Raw genomic sequence first — 25,230 nt, forward strand, 5'->3', positions numbered from 1 at the left:
TGAGTTAAAATTCCTATATTAAGCTGACCTGTTTATACCGAACAATATATTTTAAAGTGGTTGGATGATTAATAATTGATTTTACTAATCGAACCAAGGCATTATCCGCCATGTGATTTCATCTTCTAAAATAGGCGGGTAGTTGGGCCAGTTTGACGGATGATTAGATGCCCCCATTTTTAAGGCATATTTTCGCCATAACTGCGCCCGAATAATATCTCGCTCTTCGCCTTTATAATAATAGCTTAACCAAGATAGTGTTTTAGGATAGCCTTGGATAGCTTCTTTGATGTAAATGCGCTCTTTTAATTCCGAACGCTCCCCAATGGTATTGCCCAATAAAATATCCATGGTATTGCGAGGCCATTTTGAAAAAATGAGTATTTGCGATCCTTTGTTGAAATCTAAATTATAATAGGCATTCAAAAAATGAAAGCGATCATAAATAAAATCTTCATCACTCACTTCTGTATGAGAATCATATTGCCGTCGATATTTGATATTTTGGCGTTTTAATTGTGTTCGAAAGTTATACGTATTGCCAAAGTATATTCTGATTAATTCTATCAGGTTATCATCGGGTTGTAACTGATAAGCTTGTTCAAACAGGGTAAAGGCTTTATATTCATCGACTTCAGGCCCCAGCCCTTGCATATACAAGAAGCCTAAAGTTTTTATTGCGGCAGGCAACTGCTGATTGGCGGCTTGTTGATAAAGTGTAAAGGCTTTTTGTTCGTCTTTGTCAACCCCAATCCCCAACAAGTAAAAATAGGCTAAGTTGGTCTGTGCCAAAGCATGCCCTTGGCTGGCGGCTTTTTGGTACCATTCAATTGCTTTTTGTATATCAGGCTCGACTCCTTGACCGTACTCACTGAGCGGATAAACACTACGAGGATAATCTTCAAGCGGTAAGCTCATTTTATCAAACCGTGCAAATTGTGCTTCAATATTGGGCAGTTCAGGGTCGATATTTTTACCCTGCTCATCAAAAATATAGAGGCGTGGCGGTTTACCGCCCGATGCGTTTTCATAAATATAGCCAATGCTGTTTTGCGCATCAAGATCGCCTTGTGCGGCGGCTTTTTCAAACCAGCTTAAGGCAATGGGAAAATTATTCAATTCATCCCGATACATGGCACCTAAATTATATTGTGCTTTGGCAAGCCCTTGCGCAGCAGCCTTTTCAAACAGTAGCCTGGCTTTAGTATGGTCGCCTTTTTGATATAGCAAATTATCGCCGTAAAAAATTTCGCCCAGCGTATTTTGTGCAATAGCATCACCACCGTCAGCAAGTGCTGTGCAGATTTTAAGATTATCAACATCTCGTGAATGTAGGCAAGTTGAAGCGTCAGACTTGATAACATTAGGTGGTGGTGCAGAAGGCTGTTTATTATTACCTTTTGCTAACACCGAAAACGTAGCAAAACAGAGCCAAAATACAAGGTGAGGGATTTTTTTCATCTTTATTCCATTTGTCAATAAACTAAACAATTGAATACAAACCGAAAGTTAGTTGACGCATTACAATTTTTTGGGTTTTCAATCAATTTATTTAACTTATCTGTTTTTATTAACCAATAAATTGTGCTAAATGACTATACATTATTGGGTTTTATCATCCTCATCAATGGGATAGTCTAGCCAAAAGTCGGGGTGATCAGATTGTCCCATTTGAATAGCATATTGACGCCATAGCATTGCCTTTTGGATATCTTTTACTTCGTCTTTATAGTAATAACTTAATAAAGTCATGGTGTTATAATAGCCTTGAATCGCTTTTTTTATAAGATAACGCTCTTTTAAGGTTGATAGTTCATCGTGACTTTTACCTAGCCAAACATCTAAGGTTTTTCTGCGTGGTTGTGAAAAAGTGAGTATGTGTGATCCCATATTCATATTTAAATTGTAATAGTCATTCAGAAAAAATAAACTTGCAAAGATGTAATCTTCATCACTTTTTGTGTCGTAAGGAAAAGGGTATCTGTCAGAATTTTCTTCTAATTTGGTTAGGTATTTATAACGTAGATACATTTGTGTATAAATCATCCGCCATAAACTTTCATCAGGGGTTAACTGATAGGCTTGTTCAAGCAGTGCAATAGCTTTATTTACATCCACCTTGTTACCACCCAGCCCTTGCATATGCATAAATGCTAATGATTTTATTGCAGCAGGCAACTGCTGATTTGCCGCTTGTTCATACAGTTCAAAAGCTTTTTTTTCATCTTTCTCAACCACAATCCCTAATAGATAAAAATAGGCTAAATTAGCTTGTGCCAATGCGTGCCCTTGGTTTGCCGCTTTTTGGTACCACTCGAACGCTTTTTGTATATCGGGCTCTACCCCTTGCCCGTACTCACTGAGTGGGTAAACAGTACGGCTGAAATAATTGACAGGTATACTTTTATCAAATTTGGCAAATTGCGCTTTGATTTTAGCTAAATTGCGATCGGTGCTTTTACCTTTTTCATCAAATGTATATAGGCGTGGTGGTTTACCGCCCGATGCATTTTCGTATATATAGCCAATACTATTTTGCGCATCTGCATTACCTTGTGCGGCGGCTTTTTCAAACCATTTTAAGGCAACAGGAAAATTGTTAAATTCGTCACGATACATGGAACCTAAATTATATTGGGCTTTGGCAAGCCCTTGCGCTGCGGCTTTTTCGAATAGTAATCGGGCTTTAGTATGATTGCCAAATTTATAAGAATATTCAATATTGTAGAAGATTTCTCCTAAGGTATTTTGAGCAACGGCATCACCACTATTGGCTAGACGTGTGCAAATTTCAATATTTTCTTTCTTGTGTGAAAAGATGCAGGTTGTGGATTCAGGCGTGATCGGGTTTTGAGAAGTTATAGTTGTTTGCTTGTTGTCATGATGCGCATAAGCATAAGACGACGCAAAACAGAGCAAAAGTACTAATTGGGAAATCTCTTTCATCTTCATTCCATTTGTAGATAAATTTATTCAAAATAATTATATTGTTAATATTCGCAATTGTATAGAAAAGATAATAAAAAAATAGCATGCCACCGTGATAATCACTACAAATCTTTGTTAGGGCTTAGCATAAATAACGGGTAAGAGAAATAACACCAAAGACTTTTTGAGTTTCATAGTATATAAAATTATATATGAATATTTTTCCAAACAAGATAGTTTACCTTATATATCGATTTTGCTTCTCATTAGTGCATGTATTACTTTATTTATAATCTATGTATATTTTAAAACTTGTGATTCTAATAATAAGGACTATACAAAAATTTTTTGGACTATGGTGTTAGCTAAAAGAAGGTATAGCTATATCTGTATAAATTGTTCATTTAGATTAAGGATCCTTAGATATTGTATCAATAGGGCAGAGCAAAAGAACGACAAAAAATATTGCTGACTCAAAGAAACGAAATGAGGAAATTAATAAAACAATTGTTGTAATTGATAAGGTTTTAATAAAACAGTCAATCTATTTTCATAATTTCTTCCTTCATCCTTTAGTAGCCCCCCATTTTCTATTTTATATTCGTTATCTGCCATATTAATTTCTATTATGATAGTTATGACATAATTGAATCAAGATTTGCGTGTAAGGTTCATAAAAATTAATTAGTGTTATAATTTTGAAAAACAATAATTAATGGAGTTAATTAAATGATTTATTTAAATGGAGTAGGTTTTTTTTTATTGTCACTATTTATGTTTTGGTGGGTTTATTTATTAGTTTTCGTAATTGGTATAATAATTTTATGCTTCGCTAAAACCAAAATTATGCGAAGATTAGGTATTTTATTGATAATCACACCAATAAGTTGTTATATTTTTGCCTTTTTATTATACGGATTTTTATCATTAATGTGGATTTGACCTATTTTAATTACCTTTTTTCCTAAATAATAAAAAAGCGGAAGTCTATTTCCGCCTTTTTTATTAACAATAAAATATAATTAAATTTCGCTATTTACCTTTTGTATTTCTTTTCTCTTTTTTCGGTTTTTTATTTGATGATAACTGCAAAGCCTGTACACTTTGCACTAAGTCAGCCAATTGCGTAACAATTTGGTTTCCGGTATCACTTTCATCACCACCTAGTGTTTTATTGCGTATAAAATCAGCTTTGATTTGTTGCCAACGTTTAGTTTGTGTATCAGTTAATACGCCACGAATTTCAGCGAGTTTAAGAAGATTTTCTTCAGCACCATTAGTTAATAGTTGAGCTTCACCCAAATAGTGATCGTTAATGATTTGATTAAGTTCATCATCATTCATAACAGAAGAAACCTTCTCAGCAAGTTTATTCATGTTTCGATAACTACCTTGAAGTTTGAAAGGTGGTTCTGTACGGTATTTATCTGATTGAGCAGCACTAAAGATGTATTGTTGGTTAACTTTGAATACCACTTCTCTAATTTTCAATAGGTGACTAAGTACTGCAACAATTTCACTGATTTCTGCTTGGCTGTAAGCGTAACTTAATTCATTGCTATTAAGTGGCTTGCCTTGTGCATGGTCAATAAGTTGATAAAGATCATTTAAGTCACGTAACGCAAGTGGTGCTAGAATTGGATTTGAAGTTAAGCAGTTTTCAATATAACTTGAAGCAAAAACTTCATCCATACCACCAAGAACTTCACCTAAATTATAAATATCTGCACGGTTAGCCAACATATCTGGTATTTTGAATACTTCTCCTGATTCAGTATATGGGTTACCTGACATAATAACGCAGAATTTTTTACCTCGGAGATCATAGGTCTTAGTTTTTTCTTTCCAAACACCTTCGATTCGGCGAGAACCATCACAAAGGGAGATGAATTTTTGTAAGAATTCCGGATTGGTGTGCTGTATATCATCAATATAAAGCATGACGTTATTTCCCATTTCAAGCGCTAGATTAAGTTTTACTAACTCTTGTTTGGCAGTTGCATTCGGTGCTTGATTTGGATCGAAAGATAACACACTATGGCCTAAAGCCGGACCGTTAATCTTCATAAAGATTAATCCAAGACGATTAGCAACATATTCCATTAATGTCGTTTTACCATAACCCGGTGGAGATATAAGCAGTAATAACCCCATTAAATCGGTACGTCTAGTTTCACCAACCGTTCCCATTTGTTTAGCTAAGTTATCACCAATGATAGGTAAGTAAACTTGATTAATGAGTTTGTTTCGCACAAACGAACTTAATGGTTTAGCCTTAAATTCCTCCAGATGTAGAAGATCACGTTGTTCATCGAGTACTTCCTGACGAAGACTTTGATAATGCTGAAACTCCGGAATAATAATTCTGGACTGTTTACGCATGCGACTAAAGAAATCATCAAGATTAATATTCAACACTCCCTGAATTATACTTGGATGATCGCCAAGTAAATCGTTGATGGAAATATCAAGCTCAAGCTCGCTAATTCCTAGCGTAATGCTACTTTCTTTATCTAACATACACAATACTAAAGCTTCAGCAATATAGTCTGATAGTTTTTGATATTGGGGTAGGGTACAAAGACCTTTAAACCAACTTTCGATTAGAATCCAGCGATCGGCAAGTCGTTTTTGAAGATTGCTTTGTGATTGGTTAAAATCACCCCACATATGAGATTCCTCGAGGCGGGCTTTTAAACCTTCAAATAGATAGTGGCCATATTTACTTAACGTAAATTCTTGTGGTGTTTCGGCTAATATATAGCTTAAATATTCAGTTGCTTGTTTTACATGATACTGTTCATGTTGAATAGGATACTTTTCTAAAAATTGGGTTAATTCAAAAGACATCTCTGTTTGAAGATTTCTTATACCTTCATCATGACCAAATAACGCCTGTATATCTTTACAAGTTTTGGCTCGCTCTGGCCATAATTTGGCAATATCACTTTTTTGATTATGATGCCAAAAAAGGATAGCTAAGCTTCGGGCTAAAGGGTTATAGCGTAATAGACCGGCCGCTTCACCTAGCGGAATCAGTTTGGCTAATATTTTTAATGCATCGTGATCGTGAATCCCTTTTTCATAGCCCTCACGATATCGCATTGACGCATAATCTCTTACTGTTTTAGCTAATACCTCAGGTTGGTTTAATTGATTTTTTAAATCGTCATAACTTAAATCATGCTCTTTTTTAAGCGCTGAATTAATTATTGAATATGCTAAATATTCACCACGGTAAACACTAGGCGATTCGGATTCTAATGAAATTGACCAGAAAGGTTTATAACTTTCTAATTTAGGGTGATTAATTCTTTCCTGATAATCAGTACCCGTTAATTGCAAATAAAGATGATCTTCTTTTGGTACAATGGTTAAATCAAGTTCTTGGGTGTTGACACTAAACTTATGTCTTGGCCCCAGTTTGATTACATTTCCGCCAGATTCAAATATTTCTGATTTATCTCGTAAGGCGCGTATTGATTGATCTCTGGCACTTTGGAAACGAGATTCAATATCATCTGCTTTGACATTATCAAAAAGTGCTCTTAATTTTTCGACTATTTCACGAATTTTTAAAGCTAAAGCGTCGGCAACAAAAAAAGCATTTAACTCATTTTGATCAGAAAATTTAGCCGTTCTTCTTGGGATACTATCTAAAATTCGATTGGCAGCCGTAAGTAACGCTTCTGTTCGTCTTGTTCTATCTTCAAGTAGTGATTGTTTATGGGTTTCAAATGATTCTAATATTTCTTCCCGTTTAGCCAGAATATCATTAAGGAACTCTTCACTTTCACTGAATTGATTTTCAAGCTCTTCGAGTTGTACTAAAAGCCTTGATAATTCATCGTCACATTTTTCTGGCGTGGTAGCTAAACTTAAAGCACTGGCAACACTTTGTCCAAACAGTTTGAATTGTGCGCCAAATTGAGCAACCATTTCAGTACTTGATAGGTTTTTTCGTTTTTGGTTGATTTTGGCTTTTGTTTGATTGAGTTTTGCATAAACTTCAGCAATAGCTTCAATAATTCTTGTTTGTAATGTGACATCATCAAATTTTAATGTCGCCATTAATTGCGAAAGCATATCAAGATCATTAGACATTTGATCGGCTATTGCTATTGGTTCAATCAACTTGGCAACGGTATCGGCTTTATCAAGAGCTTTCTCGATTTCTTCTATTTTTAAGGCATAAGGTTCTAATGCTTTATCACTATCGAGAAAGTTTGCTGTCGCTAATGAAACAACTGATTGTCGCTCTTTAAGTTCATTTTCCATTATATCGATCTGATTTAAATCGATATAGCGATAACTTCTTAAAGTAACTAGGCTGCCTAATTGCATTTTTATTGCATTTAAAGCATCGACAAACTCTTGTGTTTCTTGCCAGCTATCAGGGTATAACTTTGATAATAAATCTTGTTGATTTGTGATTGCTTCACGCATCGCACTTTCGGACTGGCGGCGTATGCTTTCGACTTTTTCATATTCATCCAGTACTAATTCACTGGTTTGGGTGATATTGCGTAATATTGGTGAAAATGAAAGATTTACTTCATCATTTAACCAAAAATAACTATCGAATAATCGTTTTGTGTCTTCACTTAATTTACTGTAGAGCTGTGAAGAAATAGATTGGTTATCAATTTCACGTGAAATAAAGTAAAGATCTGAAATACCACGAACAAGTTCAGCGTTTCCGATTTTACCTAAAAAGCTATTGTTTGTTGGTTGTTGAGCGGCAAATTCATCGCTATAAAAAGGAGTTTGCCAAATTTGCATTGGATGGACTCGAGTTGGTTCATCATTTTCACCTTCAAAAACAACCATTCTTCCGTCTTCAAAAACTGCATAACCATGACCTAAAATAGGATTATCCAGTTTTCGTTCAATCATGTTGTAGTTGAATAACGCCAGGCGACCCGTATACGGGTCATAAAAAATATATAACACATCTTCGCCATTTGGGGAACGTCTAATCCGTCTAAAACGCATTCCTGACATTGATTGGTCGAATGTTTTATATTCACCATTTTGCAAGTAATATCCACCAGGAAATATAACACCATGATCTTCCGGTAGTTGAATACAAGCTTGACCAATAAAATCAATTCGTTGCGCTGTTTGGGTCAAGGTGTTATAAATCAAATAGCGCCAATTTTCTTCACGGTATGGTAATACTTTTAAAAGTATCAGCGAACCTACTTTGGCATATTCAATTTTTGCATCATTTATTGATTGGTTTTTATCTAACACATCTTCACGATAAATACCCAGCCCATCATTGGTATTATTTTCACATTTGATTGTCAAATCTCCACCAATGGTTTCGACAAACACAGTATCTAAGATATTGACGTGTGGAAATCGACCATTAACAATATTTTCTCTTGTTGTTTCAATCCATTCAAAATCGTAAGCTGGTGGAAGGGCTATATCACGTTCTCCACGATTATCGATATAGTTAATGGTTTTCTTATCACTTGAGATTGACCAACGAAATACACGGATATCGCTTAATCGTTCACCAATTTGAAAGCTTGCCAGTAATTTACCGTCACGTTCAACCAGTTGCAGCAATTGGGCATTTTTGTAGTAGGTATATAACTCACTGAAGTCTTGAACAAAACGATCAATATTTAAAAATGTACCGGAAAGATTTACAGGATCGGCTTCATAATTACCGTCACGTTCAACCAGTTGATAAAGTGAAAAGACATCTTCAATTTTTGCTTCTTTTTTTAAGCCTAAAAAAACGTTATATCCAAATAGTAACCAATCACCAAAACGGACAATGTCTCGTGCGACACAATTGTTTTCCGTTCGGATACGAATTCGTCCTATAATTGACATATCACTTTTACCAAATTCGGACAGCCTTTGTTGATTTAAAGCTTCTGTTTTTTGGTTAAGCTCTATTCCTAAAGCGGTGAGACGTTTTCGAAGGATTTCATAAGCACCACCTTCAGCAACAGCTTTATCAAGTGTTGTTTGTTGTTCGTTATCTTGTTCTATTTCTGCCATTTTAAACTCATTGATCATTATGTAGAAGGGCTACTGTTTTCGGTAGCTAACTACCGAAAACAGATGATAGTGACAATTCAATTACGAATTATCTGTCTAGTGGTCTTGTTCACTATCTTTACTATCAGATGATAAAAATTGTTTAGCGAGTGCCTTTAGATCAGTATTTTCTAACGTCTCTTTTAAATTCACATTCTTATTGCCGGATAAGCGTGATAGCACTGATTGTAATGCAGATTGTAAAACAGGGCTTTGGTTAACTGTTCCTTCAATAGCTTTACCAACACTAATCGCTTTAGAGAAGCTGTTAAAGAAGTTATCATTGCCACCAACAATTTCGATATTAGCTTTACTAAATGCGGCTGCAAGTACTTCGGCTTGTTCTTTAGCAATTTCTTTATTAGCGGCAATTGCAGCAATGGCTTGTTCGAAACTTTTTTCCAATGCTAAACGGAACTCTTCATGGCTTTGTGACTGTTCACTCATCGTTGCCATTGCTTGGAATTTCTCAACTAAACCGCTTGCTTCAGCAGTTAAACGCTCACGAATAACTAATGCTTCTGCTAAACCTTGTTCTTTGGTTGCCGTTGCTTTAGCAAGGCCGATGCGTTCATCACCACGTGCTTGCGCTGAGAGTTTTTCTTCAAGAATTTTAGCTTCTGTTAAACCTTGTTTTTCAGTTGCAATCGCTTTCGCTTCAATAACTTTCGCTTCAGATAATCCGACTTCTTGGCAACCTTTTGCTTCTGCTAATAAAGTTTCAGCTTTGATATTGGCTTTAACTAATCCTTCTTTTTCTTCTGCTTCTGCACGAGCTTTACGGACTTTCGCTTCAGCTAAGCCAATTGCCGCTTCTTCAGCTTCAATTCCTTGTGCTAATTGTTTTTTAGCTTCAGATTGTTTTGCAGCTGCTTCAAGTTCAGCTTGTGCCATTGTACTAATTTCAACTGCACGATATTTAGATGCTTTTTCATCAGCTTCAGCTTGTTTAACTTGTTTTACCAGTTCTTGTTCAGCTCGAGCTTCTGCTTCAATGATTGTAGTTTGTTTTTCTCGATCTGCTCTTGAAACTTCGCGCACTTCTTTAATGTTTTCTTCTTCAACTGCAACAGTTTTTTCAACTGCGACTCTTTCACGAATTACATTGGCAATCGTTTTCTTTTCTTCTTCAAGAACTTTATCTTTTTCGATACGTTGTAATTCAACTTCTCGTTCCCGTGCCACGATCTCAAGCGAGCGTGCACGTTGTACCCGTTCTTCTTCAATCGCAATGGCTCTTAGGCGATTTTGTTGTGCAACTTCGACTTCACGTAAACGATTCTCTTCACGTACTTCAATTTCCTGTTGCGATTGAATGCGTGCTTGTTCAGCTTTTAATCGTTCTTCTTCCTGCACTTTTAAGGTTTCAGCCATTTCACGAGCACGGATTGTCTCAATTTCACGTTTTTGTCGTGCTTCTGCATCGGCTTGTTGACGTTCAAGTTCTAGTTTGGCTTCGATAGTTTCGGTGTCTTTTTTCTTTAAAGCCAGTTCAAGATCTCTTTCTCGCTTATTGGTTTCATCTTTGTGAATTGCAGTAATTGAAGTAATTTTATTAATCCCTTCTGCATCAAAAATATTATCCGGGTCTAATGCTTTAATAGGTGTTTGTTCTAAATAGTCAATTGCCACATCTTCAAGCGCATAACCGTTAAGATCTTTACCGATAACATCGATAATACGTTCACGGAAATTTAAGCGATCTTCAAATAATTTGGCTAATTCAAATTGTTTACCCACGGTTTTCAATGCTTCAGAAAACTTAGCGCTAAATAATGAACTAACTGCTTTTTGATCAGATGCTCTGTCAACACCAATTGATTTTGCAACTTTTAATACATCTTCGGTGGTTTCATTAACACGCAAATAGAATGCAACACAGATATCAGCACGTAGGTTGTCTTTACAAATTAATCCATCTTTACCACGACGTTCTACATCAAAAGTAATTAATGAGATTTTCATAAACTCTTTTTTATGTATAACCGGATAAACTAAAGCACCGGTAAAGTAGACTTTCGGTTTTGAGCTCATATCATTGACAATAAGCGCAGTACCTTGAGGAACTTTGATATAGAATGCTTTAAATAATAAGAAAAAACCTAAAATAACAAGAAAGATAACGCCTATAACTGTAGCAAATAAAATGATGGTATCGAAATTCATTGACATAATTTACTTTTCTCCAAAAAAATTAATTTTTATAATCCATTAAACTCTTCTAAACTAACTATTTCATAGCTATTGTCGGTTTCATCATAACGTAGCAAGATAGCCTTATCGTGACGCTTAAATTGATTCGGCTCTTTACATCTTACTTGCAATATTAAACTAGCTCCGCCATCTTCATAAATTGCTTCACCTTTAATTTCATTAACGGCACTTGACCGAATGATTACTGATTGGCCAAGTAAAACTTTATGATCTTGAGTTATATTCAATTTATTAAATAATGGTCTGAGTGGTTTTATGATGTATGCAGTTAGATAAACCGCAACAATAAAGGTAATGAATAAAACGAGTAATCCTACGATGTAATAAACAAAGGTAAGGTTACTAAACGGTAAGATAAAAAAACGAAAGGAAAAATAACTTATCAACCAGCCTAGCAAAGAAATTAAGGTTATGACAAGTGTCATGGGGACTTGATTGAAGCCTAATTTCAATAATAATCCGGCAAATCCAGATGCATTACCCGGAATATCTGTTGATAAATCGCCCATATCGATGTCCAGATCGACATCTAAACAATCAACAGTTAAGATACCAATTGCAGCTGTTAACCAATACAACACACAAAGCGTAAGTAATCCACTGAAAATTACCACAGGAAAAGAAAAAAATATTCCCCAAAAAAGCTCCATTATATTTCCTTAATTGCATTTTTATATGCATTTTTATTTTTAGTTAGATAAATAGTTATAATGTTTATTAGTTTATACCAGAAACAAAATAGTTACATAATATAAAATTCTAGGAAGCTTGTTTTTCTTTCAATCGAGCTAAAATGGCAATGGCATTTTTATTACTTGATTTTATGCCGGCTTCTTCGAGCTTACTATCAAGCGAGTTAGCACTGTCACTTTTAGCTAGTTCATTTTTCGCATCCAATACTGCCGCCGTTTGTTCCTGACGTTTCTTGATTCGATCTAATGAATCTAAAGCTGTTTGCAATTTGGTTGTTGAACCACCGTAACGTTGTGCAACAGCTGATTGAGCTTTTTGTACACTTTCTGTTGCTTTAACAATATCTACCTGTTGTTTTAAATTACGAATATTAATTTCTGTTTGGGAAATGGTTTGGCGTAAATTTTTACAACTTTCAGTGAAACACTTAGCTTGTTTTAGATAGTTATCATGCTCCGTTTCAAGCTGAGCTAACTTTTCCGCGACTTCTAACGCCAACTCTTCATTATTTGCTTCTAACGCTTTTATCGCGTAGCTTTCATACTCAGCGATTTTTTCTGCGGTAAGTTTTACTTCTTTATCAGCTAATTTTTGTTGAGCAAGTATATTTGCTAATGACTCTTTAGCTTGTTTTAACTCCATATCTGCGTCACGAATTTCTTGATCCAAGATACGTAAAGCTTGAGTATCAATAATTGATTCTCCAACCTCATTGATACCACCACGGAGTGCCGTAACAAGTTTTTTGAAGATAGCCATTTTTAATCTCCTTTTTTTCTAGCATAATTCAATTGGTTAATCATTGATGTAATTTTCAAAAGCTTCAGTGGCTTTAATCACATTATCAGATAAAGTTTCTAATTCATAAATAATATTGTTAAGTATTGATGAAGCACTTAAAGCACCATACATTATATAATTTATTGAACCGTCGCCACTTTTTTCTATCGCTATGGTTGATAAAGGAAATAATTTACGTGAACATAAGACTTCTTCGTTAAATTGGGTTAAATCTTTAATCATATCAACAGGCCAAAGCAGAGCTTCAACAATAATTTGTTGATTTGAAACACTTAAATACAAGGGTAAATCGCCATATTCATGCATAATGATAAACAAACATGCATCTACACCATCGATAATTTCAATACTTGCATAACCTTGTTTAACTAATTCAGAATTATTTAATTGTTCATAAAGATCTGTAATTAACCAAACTTCATTTTTTTTCATTTCATTGTTTTCCTGTTGATGATTATAAATTACGTTACTTGATATCAAAGGTTTGCGAAACTGTTTTTCAATTTCAACTAGCTTTGAGGTATTTTCCGGTAAAATCCAAACTTCTTTTTTTACTAAACCTTGTTCACGTAATCGTTGTCGATATTGTTTTTGATAGAAGGCTGAGTTTTTGATCTCTTTTGTTTTTTTCATAAAATTTATTTTGGATTTAATTAGAATTTAATGTCAGTAATATTAACACAAAAATATTACATGTAAATATTACATGTAATATTTTATTAAATACATAATGAAAGGATTTAATTTTAATAACTCTATATTTTATAATGATATTTTTTAAGGTGAAGCATTTTGAATTGGCTAAAATAAAAGTTTTTATAAAAAATTATCGAAGGGGATTAGGTTAAATTTTATTTTTAGAATTAATCTTACATCAAATGTACAAAACTTTTAGATCGGTTTTTGAAAATAAATAACCCGCTAAAGCGGGTTATGATTAGTAAATGTTAACTTTCTATTAAATTAAAAATCGATATCTAAACCTAATTGGAATGTTCTACCCGGAGCGGTAAACATATCTAGGTATTTGTGATCTGATGAGCGATATAGTTTATTATTGCTTAAATAATCCCAGTATTTCTGGTCAGTTAAGTTATAAATACCGCCACTTAGTTTTACATTTTTAGTAATATTGACATAACCAGTTAAATCAACGGTACCATGTCCGGCGATTCTAAAGTATTCGTCCGTTGAGTCTTTAATTGGTGTTCCGTCATTACTATGTGTTTCACGTGTTGTCGATTCTGTTTTCTTCCCTTTTTGGAAAGTTGCCGTCACAGCAACTCCATAGAGTTTATTTGGATCATCCCATGCTAAACCAATAGTACTTTTTAATGGTGCAATGGTATCCATTTCAACATATTTATCGCCTAAATAGCTTGATTTAGATTTACCTTGGTTATAACCAATGGCGAATCTAGCGCTTAAGCCATTGACAGATTCAAACCATGAGCCAAAATTAAATTCACTGCTTAATTCTGCTCCGTAAATATAGGCTTTATCCCGGTTTTCCGATTGGTAAACTATACGGTTGCCTGTTCCAACAAAATTTTTCTTATAACGAGAATACGCAATAAAATTCTTGTATTTATTATAAAATACCGCTGAAGATAGTGTCATACCAGATACAGGCTGACCTTTCAGACCCAATTCAAAATTATCGCTGGTTTCAGTTTTAAGATTTGAATCACCTACCAAAACATACATTTGACTATGCGCCAAATACGAACCGTATAACTGGTTTTGGTTTGGCATTTGTGCGCCACGTTTATATTGTAAATAAGCGGTTAAATTAGGATTTAGATCGTACATAAACGCTAGAGACGGTAGGATTTTAAAGTCACTATTACTATTGTACTGTTTACCTAATTGGCTCGAATTGATATTCGATACCGCCATATTTTCAAGATTACGTGGTTTGGTGTTTTGATAGATAGCTCTTACTCCCGGAACGATATAAAAATTGTTGCTATCGTTAATATTAAAACTAATGCGATCTTCAAAGAATCCACCTATTTGATAGCTACGGCTATCTGCTTGCGGTTTAGTATAATCTCCGTCAGGGAAAATTCGACCATTTTGTGATTTTGCAGAAGTATAAAATGGCGATTCATCTTCACTCCACTTAGCATTTAAACCAGCAGTAATTTTTTGATTATCAAAACTTTTTAATAAGGTTGTGATAAAGTTATAAGATTTTGTATTGTAATTTGTTTGAGTATTGAAGTTACCTTTAGAACTATGGCGCAAATAGGTGTCATCAAATACATTTGTGCGTTGATAATTTATCTGAGTGGTTAAACTATCAATCCAACTAATGTTGGTTGGTTTCCATTGATCTTTAATCGCTAAGTTAAAGCGATTATTTTTACTACGCTGATGATCATACGATTCAATTTTTTTACCATACCGATCCCAAGTATCATAATGAGAGTTTTTGGTTTTACTGTTGAAATCAATCGTTGCGTTGACCAAATGCTCGTCCGTCATTTGCCATCCAATTCCCGCTAAAATTGAATTTGAGTGCCAATTTTCAGGATAGCTATTGATCGAATCTCCGTAATTGCGGCCTTGCTGTCCGTCACGACGGCTTAATACAAGAATTCCATTAAGGTACTCATCACCTCCGGCGATAGTTATACCTTGATGATAGCTTCTATCGGCGCTGTCGTAATTATTTTGAAATCCAAAATAGCTGGTTTTGCCCGGATACAAATAATAACTGGCTGTTTTAGTTTGGAATGAAACCGAGCCACCTAAGGCATTATTTGCATTACTGACAGATGTTGCGCCAGATTGAATATCAACCTTGTTATACATATAAGTATCAATGTAATCACGACCAATACCGTATGAACCAAATCCCGCTCTACCAACAGAGTTAACACGCCCTTGAGCAATCGGTAATGGCATCCCGTCAATATCAATCGATACACGATTAGCATCTAAACCACGAATATTGTAACCGGTAAATCCTCCACGATCCCAACTGCTTTTACCACTGCCAGAACCGGAAATATTGCCCGGCGCTGAAATAAGCGGTTGATAACGCATGATACTACCAAAGTTCGTACCGCCATCACGTCTAATATCTGATTCCGAAATTTCTGTATTAGTACCAGCTGTTTTGGTGGCTTCATGAGCCGTTACTGTAATGGTATCAATATTGTTTTCTTCATCTTGAGTTTGAGCGGCGACGGTAGGTAACGCTAAGGTTAACCCTATTGCTAGCGTGCCGGTTTTCTTTAGATTAATTAAGTCAAACATTTTATTCCTTTCAAAAATGATAAATACGAATAATGTACTTCAATTGCTTCTTTAACTAATTGATATAATTATTTTTTAAAATCCGATTGTGGTTATTTATTTTCAGGGTAAAAACTTGCATAAAGTATTTTTGTCACCTCATCAATACGGGGGCCGATACCGAATAAATAGCTATCATCTATCGTCACTATGCGATGATTTTTAAAAGCCGATGTTTCGGTAATACCGGGAATTGTGTTAACTTTATCAAGCCCGCCTAGCTGGCTAATTGAATGACTATTTAACAAAATAACTTCGGGATCCATAGCAATTAATGATTCCGCGGTATAACTTTTAAAGCTATTATGTTTTGCCAGATTCTCACCGCCCGCAATTTCAATTAACGCATCTGCTGTTGTATTTTTGCCTGCGACAGAATTGGTGCCTCCCATGCTCATTAGGAACAGTACTTTGGCTTTTTGAGGATGAGTTGTAATTTTGTCTTGGATTTGTGCTAAGTTGGTTTTTATCTTATTGGTTAATTGTTGTCCTTCGGTTTGTTTATTGAGCTTTGCCGAAATTTTTTCAATATTTTCATATAACAACTCAATAGTGCCCGGAACTCGCTTCAATGGCAAAACATCAACCTTAGCTTGGCTTACTTGGCTGATAACGTTATCAGGCTCGGCATCCTCTAAAGTAATAAAAAGGGTAGGATTTAATGACAAGATACCTTCAATATTCAATAATTTCCAATATCCGATTTGCGGAAGTTGCTTCGCTTTTTCGGGGTAGCTACTGGTTTTATCCACCCCAACAACTTGATCTCCCGCACCTAAAGCAAATACTATCTCTGTGAGGGATCCTCCTGCAACAACAATTCTTTCATTAGCAAAGCTATGGTTGATTAAACTGTTGAAGCTTAAAATTAACAAAAATAGACTAATTTTTGCCATTATTTTATTCTTCATTACTTGTTTTCCATGTAGTTATGACTTCAGATAGAATCCATAATATAGTGAAAATGATAACTATTATCAACACAATTATAATGATATCCTAATGTTAATTATTTTTCAAAAAAGTCATTAAAAAGTTAACAGATTTGCTTTTCTAACAAAAAATAATAAATTAATTATCAATATATTATGAAATTTACTAATAAAAAATATTGATAAATGATAATAATTATTATTTAATTTGCAAAGATTATTTATAAGAATGGCTGTTATGAAATCATTAGATGTAAGTGCGTATTACGCTTCAAATCCTGTTTTACCGTTTAAAAATCGTTGGGCTGTAATGCCTCTTCAAGCAAGTTTACCAGTACCACCTCAAGAGATAGAAAATACATGGAATAACCTTCAAAAATCCAATCTTGCAGGCCGAAAACGTCTGATTTATATACATATCCCTTTTTGTGATATCCATTGCCAATTTTGTGGTTTTTATCAAAACCCATTGCGTAAATTTAATACTGAAACATATGTCGATTATTTATTAAAAGAAATTGCACTTGAAATTAATAATCCCGCAATGCAATCAGCTCCGATCCATGCTGTTTATTTTGGTGGTGGTACACCATCTGCATTAGCTGCCGGGCAACTAGCACGGGTGATCGGTTATTTAAAGCAGTATGCGCCATTAGCCCCCGATTGTGAGATAACGGTTGAAGGGCGGATTTCAGATTTTGATGATGAACGAATTGATAGTTATATTGAAGCTGGTGCCAATCGATTCTCAATTGGCATTCAAACTTTTAATACTGAAATAAGACAAAGATTAGGTCGTCAATCGTCTGAACAACAAATTATTGAAGGGTTTAAACGCATTGCTTCACGTGATAGCGTGGCCTTAGTCTGTGATTTAATGTTTGGTTTACCAAATCAAACAACAGAGAGCTGGCAACGTGATTTAGAGATTGCAGATAGTCTACCACTTGACGGCGTTGATCTTTACTCTCTAAACCTTTTACCTACCACACCACTGGCTAAAGGGGTAGAAAATAACCGAATCGTGTTGCCTTCTATTACGGATAAATGTGATTTTTATTTGCAAGGCGCTAATTATCTGGCTAAACAGGGATGGACACATTTAACCAATGCCCATTGGGCTAAAACCAGTCGCGAAAGAAATTTATATAATTTTCTGATAAAACAAGGCTCACATTTTTTTGCTTTTGGATCATGCGCAGGTGGAAAATTAGCAGGACAATCATTTATGATTCAGCGCGATTTAAACCAGTATTATGCACAGCTCGATCAAGGTAAAAAGCCGCTGATGATGTTAACCGGTAAGCCCTTAATCGGCTCATGGTTATATCAATTACAAGCAGGAATTGAAAAAGGTCGGGTTGATTTAACCCAGTTAACCGATAAAGTGGAATTATTCGATCCATTAATCAAACAATGGCATCAAAATGGTCTGTTACAAAATGAAGATCACTGCTTACGGCTAACGTTATCCGGCCGTTTTTGGTCAAGTAACTTGTTACAAGCTTTACAGCAATTGTTATTACAACTGAATAATCCGGAACATATCGAATTGCAACAAAAAATGGCGCAGGCCAAACAATCAATGCAAGCGGGGCAGGGTATGCCTAAGTTTCATTCGCATAAACAGAACATCGAAACAACATCACACAATTAAAGGATATTACAATGGTCGATAAAAAAACGCATTTAGATAATCTTGCAACTTACATGCAATCAAATCCTGAAGAGTTATTAGAAAAAATTGCACAAGATTTTCAAGTTCCGTTAGCACAAGTAATTCAAGCTCTACCAGATGCTAAAATTGTTGATGGTAGCCACTTTGATACAATTTGGGCTGAGGTTGCCACATGGGGCGATGTGCTATTTTTAATCCATAATGGCGATATTATTGCTGAAATCTCCGGCGAATTACCACCGGGAACACACAGTCAAAAATATTTCAATTTACGTCACCAAAAAGGATTAAGTGGCCATATTAAAGCCGAACATTGTCAGCATATTGCTTTTATTGAACGCAGCTTTATGAAAATGTCTACCGCATCAATGATTTTCCTTAATCATTATGGACAAGCAATGTTTAAAATTTTTGTTGGTCGTGATGAAAAACATCAATTGAAAGCTGACCAATTAGAAAAATTCAGAGCTTTAGCTAAAAACATTAACTAATTATTAAAAATCACATGAAAACATTACTAATATTTGGCGTTAGCCCAAAGCATGGAACAGGTTATCAAGTTTCTCAATTAGTTAAACAATGCTATGAAAAATGGCGTTGTATTGCGTTAGTGAGAGATGCGGCTTTTGCAGAACAATTGTCTCAACAAGGAATCGAAACTTATGTTGGTGATGCAACCGATGTTGAACTGGTTAGCGACCTTTGTCAAAAAGCAGGTACCGATTCTACAATTGTCTCAACCTTAGGGGGTGAAACCGGTAATTATATTGCTCAGCGAGTCATTATTGATTGCGCTCAACAAGCAGGCATAAAACAGATGGTATTAGTCACTTCGCTTGGTTGTGGCGATTCATGGTCAACCTTATCTTCACGTGCAAAACAAGCATTTGGTAATGCCGTTCGGGAAAAATCACTAGCTGAAGTTTGGTTACAAACCAGTGCGCTTAATTTCTTAATTTTAAGACCAGGTGGACTCCGTGACGGTGAAATAACAGGGCAAGGGCAATGTTATTTTCAACAAGAAGTTCATGGATTTGTATACCGTAAAGAGCTAGCAAGAATAATTATTGATAAAATTGCTAATCAACAACTTGATAATTGCGCTTATAGTGTTGTAGATCCCACTTTAACGGTTAGTTCTTAGTATTTATAAAAAGCCTGAAATATTACAAATGGAGTTCATCTGTGCGCAATTCTAGTCATCGATCAATGTTATGGGGTTTATCTGCCATACTTTTGATTTTAATTATTTATTCTGCAAATTCAGGTGCATTAAAGTTACCTGTGTTTCAATTGGCTAGTCTGTCATTTGATGATCCATTATGGAATATTTGGTGTAATATTCGGCTACCAAGAATTATTCTAGCAGTAATTGTCGGCATGGCATTAGCAACGTCTGGTGCGGTCATGCAAGGGTTATTTAGAAACCCATTGGCTGATTCAGGTTTGTTAGGTATTAGTAGTGGTGCCAGCTTAATGGTTGGATTATCAATACTGTTTCCGACAATTTTTCCACCGATCATGATGCTATATGGCAAAATGGTTGCCGCATTTTTAGGTAGCCTATTTATTTGTCTTTTAATTTATCTTTATAGCCTACAAGAGCAATGTAACTTAGCCAAAATGGTGTTATTAGGCGTTGCCATTAATGCCATTATTGGCGCTGTAATGGGATGCTTAAGTTATATCAGTGACGAATCTCAATTGCGACAACTTTCATTATGGTCAATGGGGCATTTAGGTAAAGGTTCTTGGGATTTGGTATTAGTTGCCATGTCATTAATTGTTCCTGCGCTAATCTGTATTTTTAAGCTATCTCATCAACTCAATATATTGCAGCTGGGTGATGAAGATGCTCACTACTTAGGAATTAATGTCCAGCGTATAAAACGTTATTTACTATTGCTATGCGCAGTACTAATTGGTACGGCTGTTGCAGTCAGTGGCATTATTGCCTTTGTTGGATTAGTTGTGCCACACATGATCCGTTTGCGAATTGGCGCAAATCATCAATGGTTACTGCCCGGTTCAGCCTTGGGCGGTGCCTGTTTATTATTACTTGCCGATACGTTAGCAAGAACACTGGTCGCCCCAATTGAGATACCGGTTGGATTATTTACCAGTTTAATTGGTGGTCCTTATTTTCTTTGGCTTATCTTGAGGCATAAATAATCGATGAACTATGATATATTATGCGCTAAAAACCTAACATTTGGTTATGGCGAACGAATGATAATTAATGATGTGTCTTTAGATATCAAGGCAGGTGAAATTGTCATTATAATTGGCCCTAATGGCGCAGGAAAATCAACGTTATTACGTTTGTTAACCGGATATCAAAAGCCTTCATCTGGTCAATGCTATTTACAAAATAAACCATTATCACAATGGTCAACCAAAGCGTTAGCAAAAATAAGAACTGTCATGCTTCAACAAAGCCAATTAACCTTTCCATTTAAAGTAAGGGAGGTGATTGCAATGGGCAGAGCGCCATACGGAAAAGCCAATTTTAATGAAGCAATTGAAGATGCCATGCGCCAAACCGATTGCATATCATTAGCCGATCGGGATTATCGCGGTTTATCCGGCGGAGAACAACAACGGGTACAGCTAGCAAGAGTATTAGTACAGTTGTGGCAACCCGAACCTAGCGAAAAAATTCTCTTTTTAGATGAGCCGACTTCAGCACTGGATTTATATCATCAACAACACACATTGCGCTTATTAAAACGGCTTGCTAAGGAACAAAAATTAGCAGTATGTTGTATTTTACATGATCTTAATTTAGCGGCTTTGTATGCGGATAAAATTATATTGCTCAATCAAGGTAAAATTGTAGAACAAGGCACACCGGCAGAAGTGCTAACAGAAAAAAATATTAATCATTGGTATGGGGTAGAATTAGGGATTTTTTCACATCCGAATAATTCTGCTGTACCACAAGTGTATTTAAACCCCTAATGAGATCAAAAATTATTGGCATTGATTGCTAGCTCCATTTTCGTTCAAAATCAGTATATAATAATAAAAACTTAAAAAATGGGGCTAATGATGACTAACGATAACGATGAAAGTTCAGTTTTAGTTTCAAAATTGCTAGCAGCGGAGCCTGTTTTTTGTTGTCAATTAGATGGAAAAGGTAAAGCTTTAGCGTTAACCGCAAACAGTAAAGCAACGACCCAACAGCCTTGCTGGATCCATTTAGATTTTGCTAAACCACAAACCATTAAATGGATAAACAGCACAAATTTAATTCCAAATATCGTCAAAAATGAATTAATCAAACCGAATCAAATCCCAAAAGAAATACGCTTTGATTCGGGTATTTTGGTGGTGTTAAAAGGGGTGAATTTTACCCCGAACGAATTACCTGATCCTATCGTAACTTTTCGCTTCTTTATTACTGATAACCTAATCATATCAACCAGACATCAGCAAATCGAAGCTATTTTCCAATTAAAAGATAATTTAGAGAAAGGTATCGGACCGGTTGATGTTGCAGACTGGTTAATACAGATTTCAGAACTAATTAGTGATCAAGTAAATTTATCATTCGACAGTGTCCATAATAAAATTATTAAACTTGAGGATTTAGTATTAAATCAGCGTATCTTTTCACATAAAGAAATTGGTCGGGTGCGAAAACAGTTAATTGTATTACGAAGATTGTTATCGCCCCAGCGAGACATTTTCGTTAAAATCTCAACCGAACGAATATCTTGGATCGATGATAATGATCGGCAACGGTTGCATGATATTTCTAACCAACAAAGCCACTATGTCTCAGATATCGACAGCTGTTTGTTGCGTTTAGCATCTATTATGGAACAAATTAATAGCTTTTTGGCAGAATCGACTAATAAACGCATCTATTTAATGTCGCTCTTTACCATTATTTTTACACCGATAACTTTTATCACAAGCCTGCTTGGGGTAAATTTGGCCGGTATTCCATTTAGTGAACACCAATGGTCATTTATAGGACTAATATTGCTCCTGTTAATCATTAGTATTGTATCGGCGATTTGGCTCAAATTTAAAAAATGGTGGTAATCATTGTTATTTTTCTTTAACCAAATTAGATTGTAATTTTATGAAGTTTTGAAAAATCCCTTTATAAAATTTTATTCACCAATAGGCATTAATTTTTAATTCAAACTAATTGGCAAGGAAGCCTTAAAAAACAGTAACATTGTTTAAATGAATATCGACATACTCACTCTTTTAGACAGTGACTGATTATTTTTATTTAAAGCCCAAAATAGAAACTCAAAAAAGCCTGATGTCATCGATTAAATCAATGATTAAAAATGATTATCAACAAATTATCGGGCTTGAATGGGCGAAAGAGTTATGTAACAATTCACCGTCTTAGGCAGAATTTGCAATATTGGGAAAGGATTGACTATTTTGAAGGATAATATTATTGCTACTGGTGCATTATTTTATTTCGCCTATAACCGTTGTATCGACCATAAAATTAACGCCATAAAGTTTCAAATACAATATAAACTTGCTTTAATTGGTTTCACTCAGCGTATTATTTGGTTTGCTAGGTCAAATATCAGCTTGCCGGGATAGGTATTATCCGGTTTTTTATAGAACAAATAAGGTGATAGCTTTGCTAAATCCTAACGTGCTTAAACTGTCTAACATTAATGATTTATACTAATAATTATGCAATCAAATCAATCCTATCGTCTTTTTATTGCTGAAAAACCTAGTCTGGCAAGGGCTATTGCGGATGTATTGCCAAAACCTCATCAAAAAGGGAATGGCTTTATCAAAGCCGGCAATGGTGATATTGTCAGTTGGTGTATTGGGCATTTACTTGAACAAGCGACGCCAGAGGTTTATGACCAACGTTATAAAAAGTGGCAAGTTAATGATCTACCAATTGTCCCTGAAAAATGGATATTAATGCCAAAAAGCAACACTGCAAAACAGTTTAATATTTTAGTTGATCTGATCAAATCAGCCGATCAGATTGTTCACGCGGGTGACCCGGATAGAGAAGGGCAACTATTGGTGGATGAAGTACTAAATTACTGTAAGCTACCCGATACGAAACGTAAATCAATCCAGCGCTGTCTTATCAGTGATTTAAATGCTAGTGCGGTTGAAAAATCATTACAACAGTTACGAAGTAACCAAGAGTTTATACCATTGTCCACTTCGGCTTTAGCGAGAGCGAGAGCCGATTGGCTTTATGGTATAAATATGAGTCGTGTTTGTACAATTGTTGGGCAAAAAAGTGGTTATCGTGGCGTATTATCAATTGGGCGTGTTCAAACTCCTATTTTGGGTTTAGTTGTTCGGCGTGATATCGATATTGAACAATTTGTCCCAAAACCATTTTATGAAGTTTATGCTGTTTTAGAAACTGAGCATAATGAAAAGTTCAAGGCAAAATGGCAACCTAGCGAAGCTTGTGCACCTTATCAAGATGAAGAAGGGCGAGTTCTGGTTAAAGCATTAGCAGAAAATGTCTGTCAAAGAATTATCAATCAAACAGGCACTGTTGAGAAAGTGAGTAACAAAAAGAAAGAGCTTGCACCACCTTTGCCATTTAACCTTTCTGCCTTACAGATCGAAATGGCGAAAAAAAATGGCTTAAGTGCGCAAGATGTGCTCGATATTTGCCAAGCGTTATATGAAAAACATAAATTAATCACCTATCCCAGATCGGATTGCCGGTTTTTACCGCAAGAACATATTGATCAAATTAATGGGGTAAAATCTGCGATTGAAAATAATTGTCCTGAGCTAAAAACGGCTATTGATAATGCTGATTTTACCTTACGTACTAAAACATGGAATGATAAAAAAGTTGAGGCGCACCATGCAATTATCCCTACCTTGCGCAAAGCAAGAATGGAAAACCTCACTGAAAATGAAAAGGCGGTTTATCAAGTTATCGCCACCCAATATCTGGCACAGTTTTATCCGGCTTATAAATATGCTGAATTACAAATTGATGTTGATATTGTCGGTGGAAAATTTATCTCCAAAACTAACCAAATGCTTGATGAAGGTTGGAAAGTCTTGTTTCGTAGCAAAAACTATCAAAACGACAATGATAATCCAAATAATGAATCGAGCGGAGTGTTAACTAAACTGGTAAAAAAAGGCGAGTCAGTGCAGTGTGTTGATACCGAACTGTTAAGCAAAGAAACCCAACCACCAAAACCATTTACCGATGCTACCTTACTTTCTGCAATGACAGGGATTGCGCGCTTTGTTAAAGATCCCGAAATAAAGAAAATATTACGTGAAACAGACGGCTTAGGCACCGAAGCGACCAGAGCGGGAATAATTGAACTGCTATTTAAAAGGCAATTTTTAACCAGACAAGGTAAAACAATTCGATCAACACCTGTTGGCCGCAATCTTATTTTGTCATTGCCAGAGATGATGTCTATGCCGGATATGACTGCCCATTGGGAGATGCAACTTGATGAGATCAGCAAAAAAGAGTTCTCTTATCAACAGTTTATGCATCAACTCAATGTTTCACTTTTGTCACTGGTTGGGCAGTTAAAAAACTCAAGATTGAAAATTGGTAACTGATCCCCATATTAAAAAAGGATAACAAAGTAGCTTATCTTTAACTCC

At 35.4% G+C, this 25,230-nt stretch carries 15 protein-coding genes and 1 pseudogene; 7 read left to right on the top strand and 9 right to left on the bottom strand.

Features of this window, described 5'->3' with window-relative positions:
- Positions 1-84 precede the first annotated feature (84 nt).
- From J3U37_RS04410 to J3U37_RS04450, 9 genes are all read right to left on the bottom strand, one after another.
- Positions 85-1,461, bottom strand: a complete 1,377-nt coding sequence (locus J3U37_RS04410; protein ID WP_267373476.1) for a tetratricopeptide repeat protein — start codon at positions 1,459-1,461, stop codon at positions 85-87.
- Positions 1,462-1,602: 141 nt separating this feature from the next.
- A complete protein-coding gene (locus tag J3U37_RS04415) occupies positions 1,603-2,946 on the bottom strand; it encodes a tetratricopeptide repeat protein (protein ID WP_267373477.1) in 1,344 nt (447 codons plus the stop codon).
- 1,014 nt (positions 2,947-3,960) lie between these two features.
- On the bottom strand, positions 3,961-8,952 hold the full coding sequence (locus J3U37_RS04420) for a DNA repair ATPase (RefSeq protein ID WP_267373479.1): 4,992 nt from the start codon (positions 8,950-8,952) through the stop codon (positions 3,961-3,963).
- A gap of 96 nt (positions 8,953-9,048) precedes the next feature.
- Positions 9,049-11,157, bottom strand: a complete 2,109-nt coding sequence (locus tag J3U37_RS04425) for a hypothetical protein (protein ID WP_366518692.1) — start codon at positions 11,155-11,157, stop codon at positions 9,049-9,051.
- Positions 11,158-11,192: 35 nt separating this feature from the next.
- Positions 11,193-11,855, bottom strand: a complete 663-nt coding sequence (locus J3U37_RS04430) for a hypothetical protein (protein ID WP_267328536.1) — start codon at positions 11,853-11,855, stop codon at positions 11,193-11,195.
- Positions 11,856-11,964: 109 nt separating this feature from the next.
- On the bottom strand, positions 11,965-12,657 hold the full coding sequence (locus tag J3U37_RS04435) for a PspA/IM30 family protein (RefSeq protein WP_267336391.1): 693 nt from the start codon (positions 12,655-12,657) through the stop codon (positions 11,965-11,967).
- A gap of 36 nt (positions 12,658-12,693) precedes the next feature.
- Positions 12,694-13,332, bottom strand: a complete 639-nt coding sequence (locus J3U37_RS04440; RefSeq protein WP_220219439.1) for a YjfI family protein — start codon at positions 13,330-13,332, stop codon at positions 12,694-12,696.
- Positions 13,333-13,662: 330 nt separating this feature from the next.
- Positions 13,663-15,966, bottom strand: coding sequence for a TonB-dependent receptor domain-containing protein (locus J3U37_RS04445; RefSeq protein ID WP_220219440.1), 2,304 nt, complete (start codon positions 15,964-15,966; stop codon positions 13,663-13,665).
- Positions 15,967-16,058: 92 nt separating this feature from the next.
- Positions 16,059-16,916, bottom strand: a complete 858-nt coding sequence (locus tag J3U37_RS04450; RefSeq protein ID WP_267328535.1) for a heme/hemin ABC transporter substrate-binding protein — start codon at positions 16,914-16,916, stop codon at positions 16,059-16,061.
- Between the two features lie 259 nt (positions 16,917-17,175).
- Between J3U37_RS04450 and hutW the strand changes: the two are divergent.
- From hutW to J3U37_RS04485, 7 genes and pseudogenes are all read left to right on the top strand, one after another.
- Positions 17,176-18,480 (top strand): annotated as a pseudogene (hutW, locus tag J3U37_RS04455) (heme anaerobic degradation radical SAM methyltransferase ChuW/HutW); the annotation flags it as partial.
- 125 nt (positions 18,481-18,605) lie between these two features.
- On the top strand, positions 18,606-19,106 hold the full coding sequence (hutX, locus tag J3U37_RS04460; protein WP_220219443.1) for a heme utilization cystosolic carrier protein HutX: 501 nt from the start codon (positions 18,606-18,608) through the stop codon (positions 19,104-19,106).
- Positions 19,107-19,120: 14 nt separating this feature from the next.
- Positions 19,121-19,759 (top strand): NAD(P)H-binding protein, encoded by a 639-nt coding sequence (locus tag J3U37_RS04465; RefSeq protein ID WP_267373481.1) that lies wholly within the window; start codon positions 19,121-19,123, stop codon positions 19,757-19,759.
- Positions 19,760-19,824: 65 nt separating this feature from the next.
- Positions 19,825-20,787: a FecCD family ABC transporter permease gene (locus tag J3U37_RS04470; protein ID WP_220219631.1), complete on the top strand. Its 963-nt coding sequence runs from the start codon at positions 19,825-19,827 to the stop codon at positions 20,785-20,787.
- A 3-nt stretch (positions 20,788-20,790) separates the two neighbouring features.
- A complete protein-coding gene (locus J3U37_RS04475) occupies positions 20,791-21,576 on the top strand; it encodes a heme ABC transporter ATP-binding protein (RefSeq protein WP_220219445.1) in 786 nt (261 codons plus the stop codon).
- Positions 21,577-21,666: 90 nt separating this feature from the next.
- Positions 21,667-22,668 (top strand): zinc transporter ZntB, encoded by a 1,002-nt coding sequence (zntB, locus tag J3U37_RS04480; RefSeq protein WP_267328530.1) that lies wholly within the window; start codon positions 21,667-21,669, stop codon positions 22,666-22,668.
- A 624-nt stretch (positions 22,669-23,292) separates the two neighbouring features.
- Positions 23,293-25,185 (top strand): DNA topoisomerase III, encoded by a 1,893-nt coding sequence (locus J3U37_RS04485; protein ID WP_267373482.1) that lies wholly within the window; start codon positions 23,293-23,295, stop codon positions 25,183-25,185.
- The last annotated feature ends 45 nt before the right edge of the window (positions 25,186-25,230 follow it).

Source organism: Gilliamella sp. B3172, from assembly GCF_026536465.1.
Taxonomy (GTDB): Bacteria; Pseudomonadota; Gammaproteobacteria; order Enterobacterales; family Orbaceae; genus Gilliamella.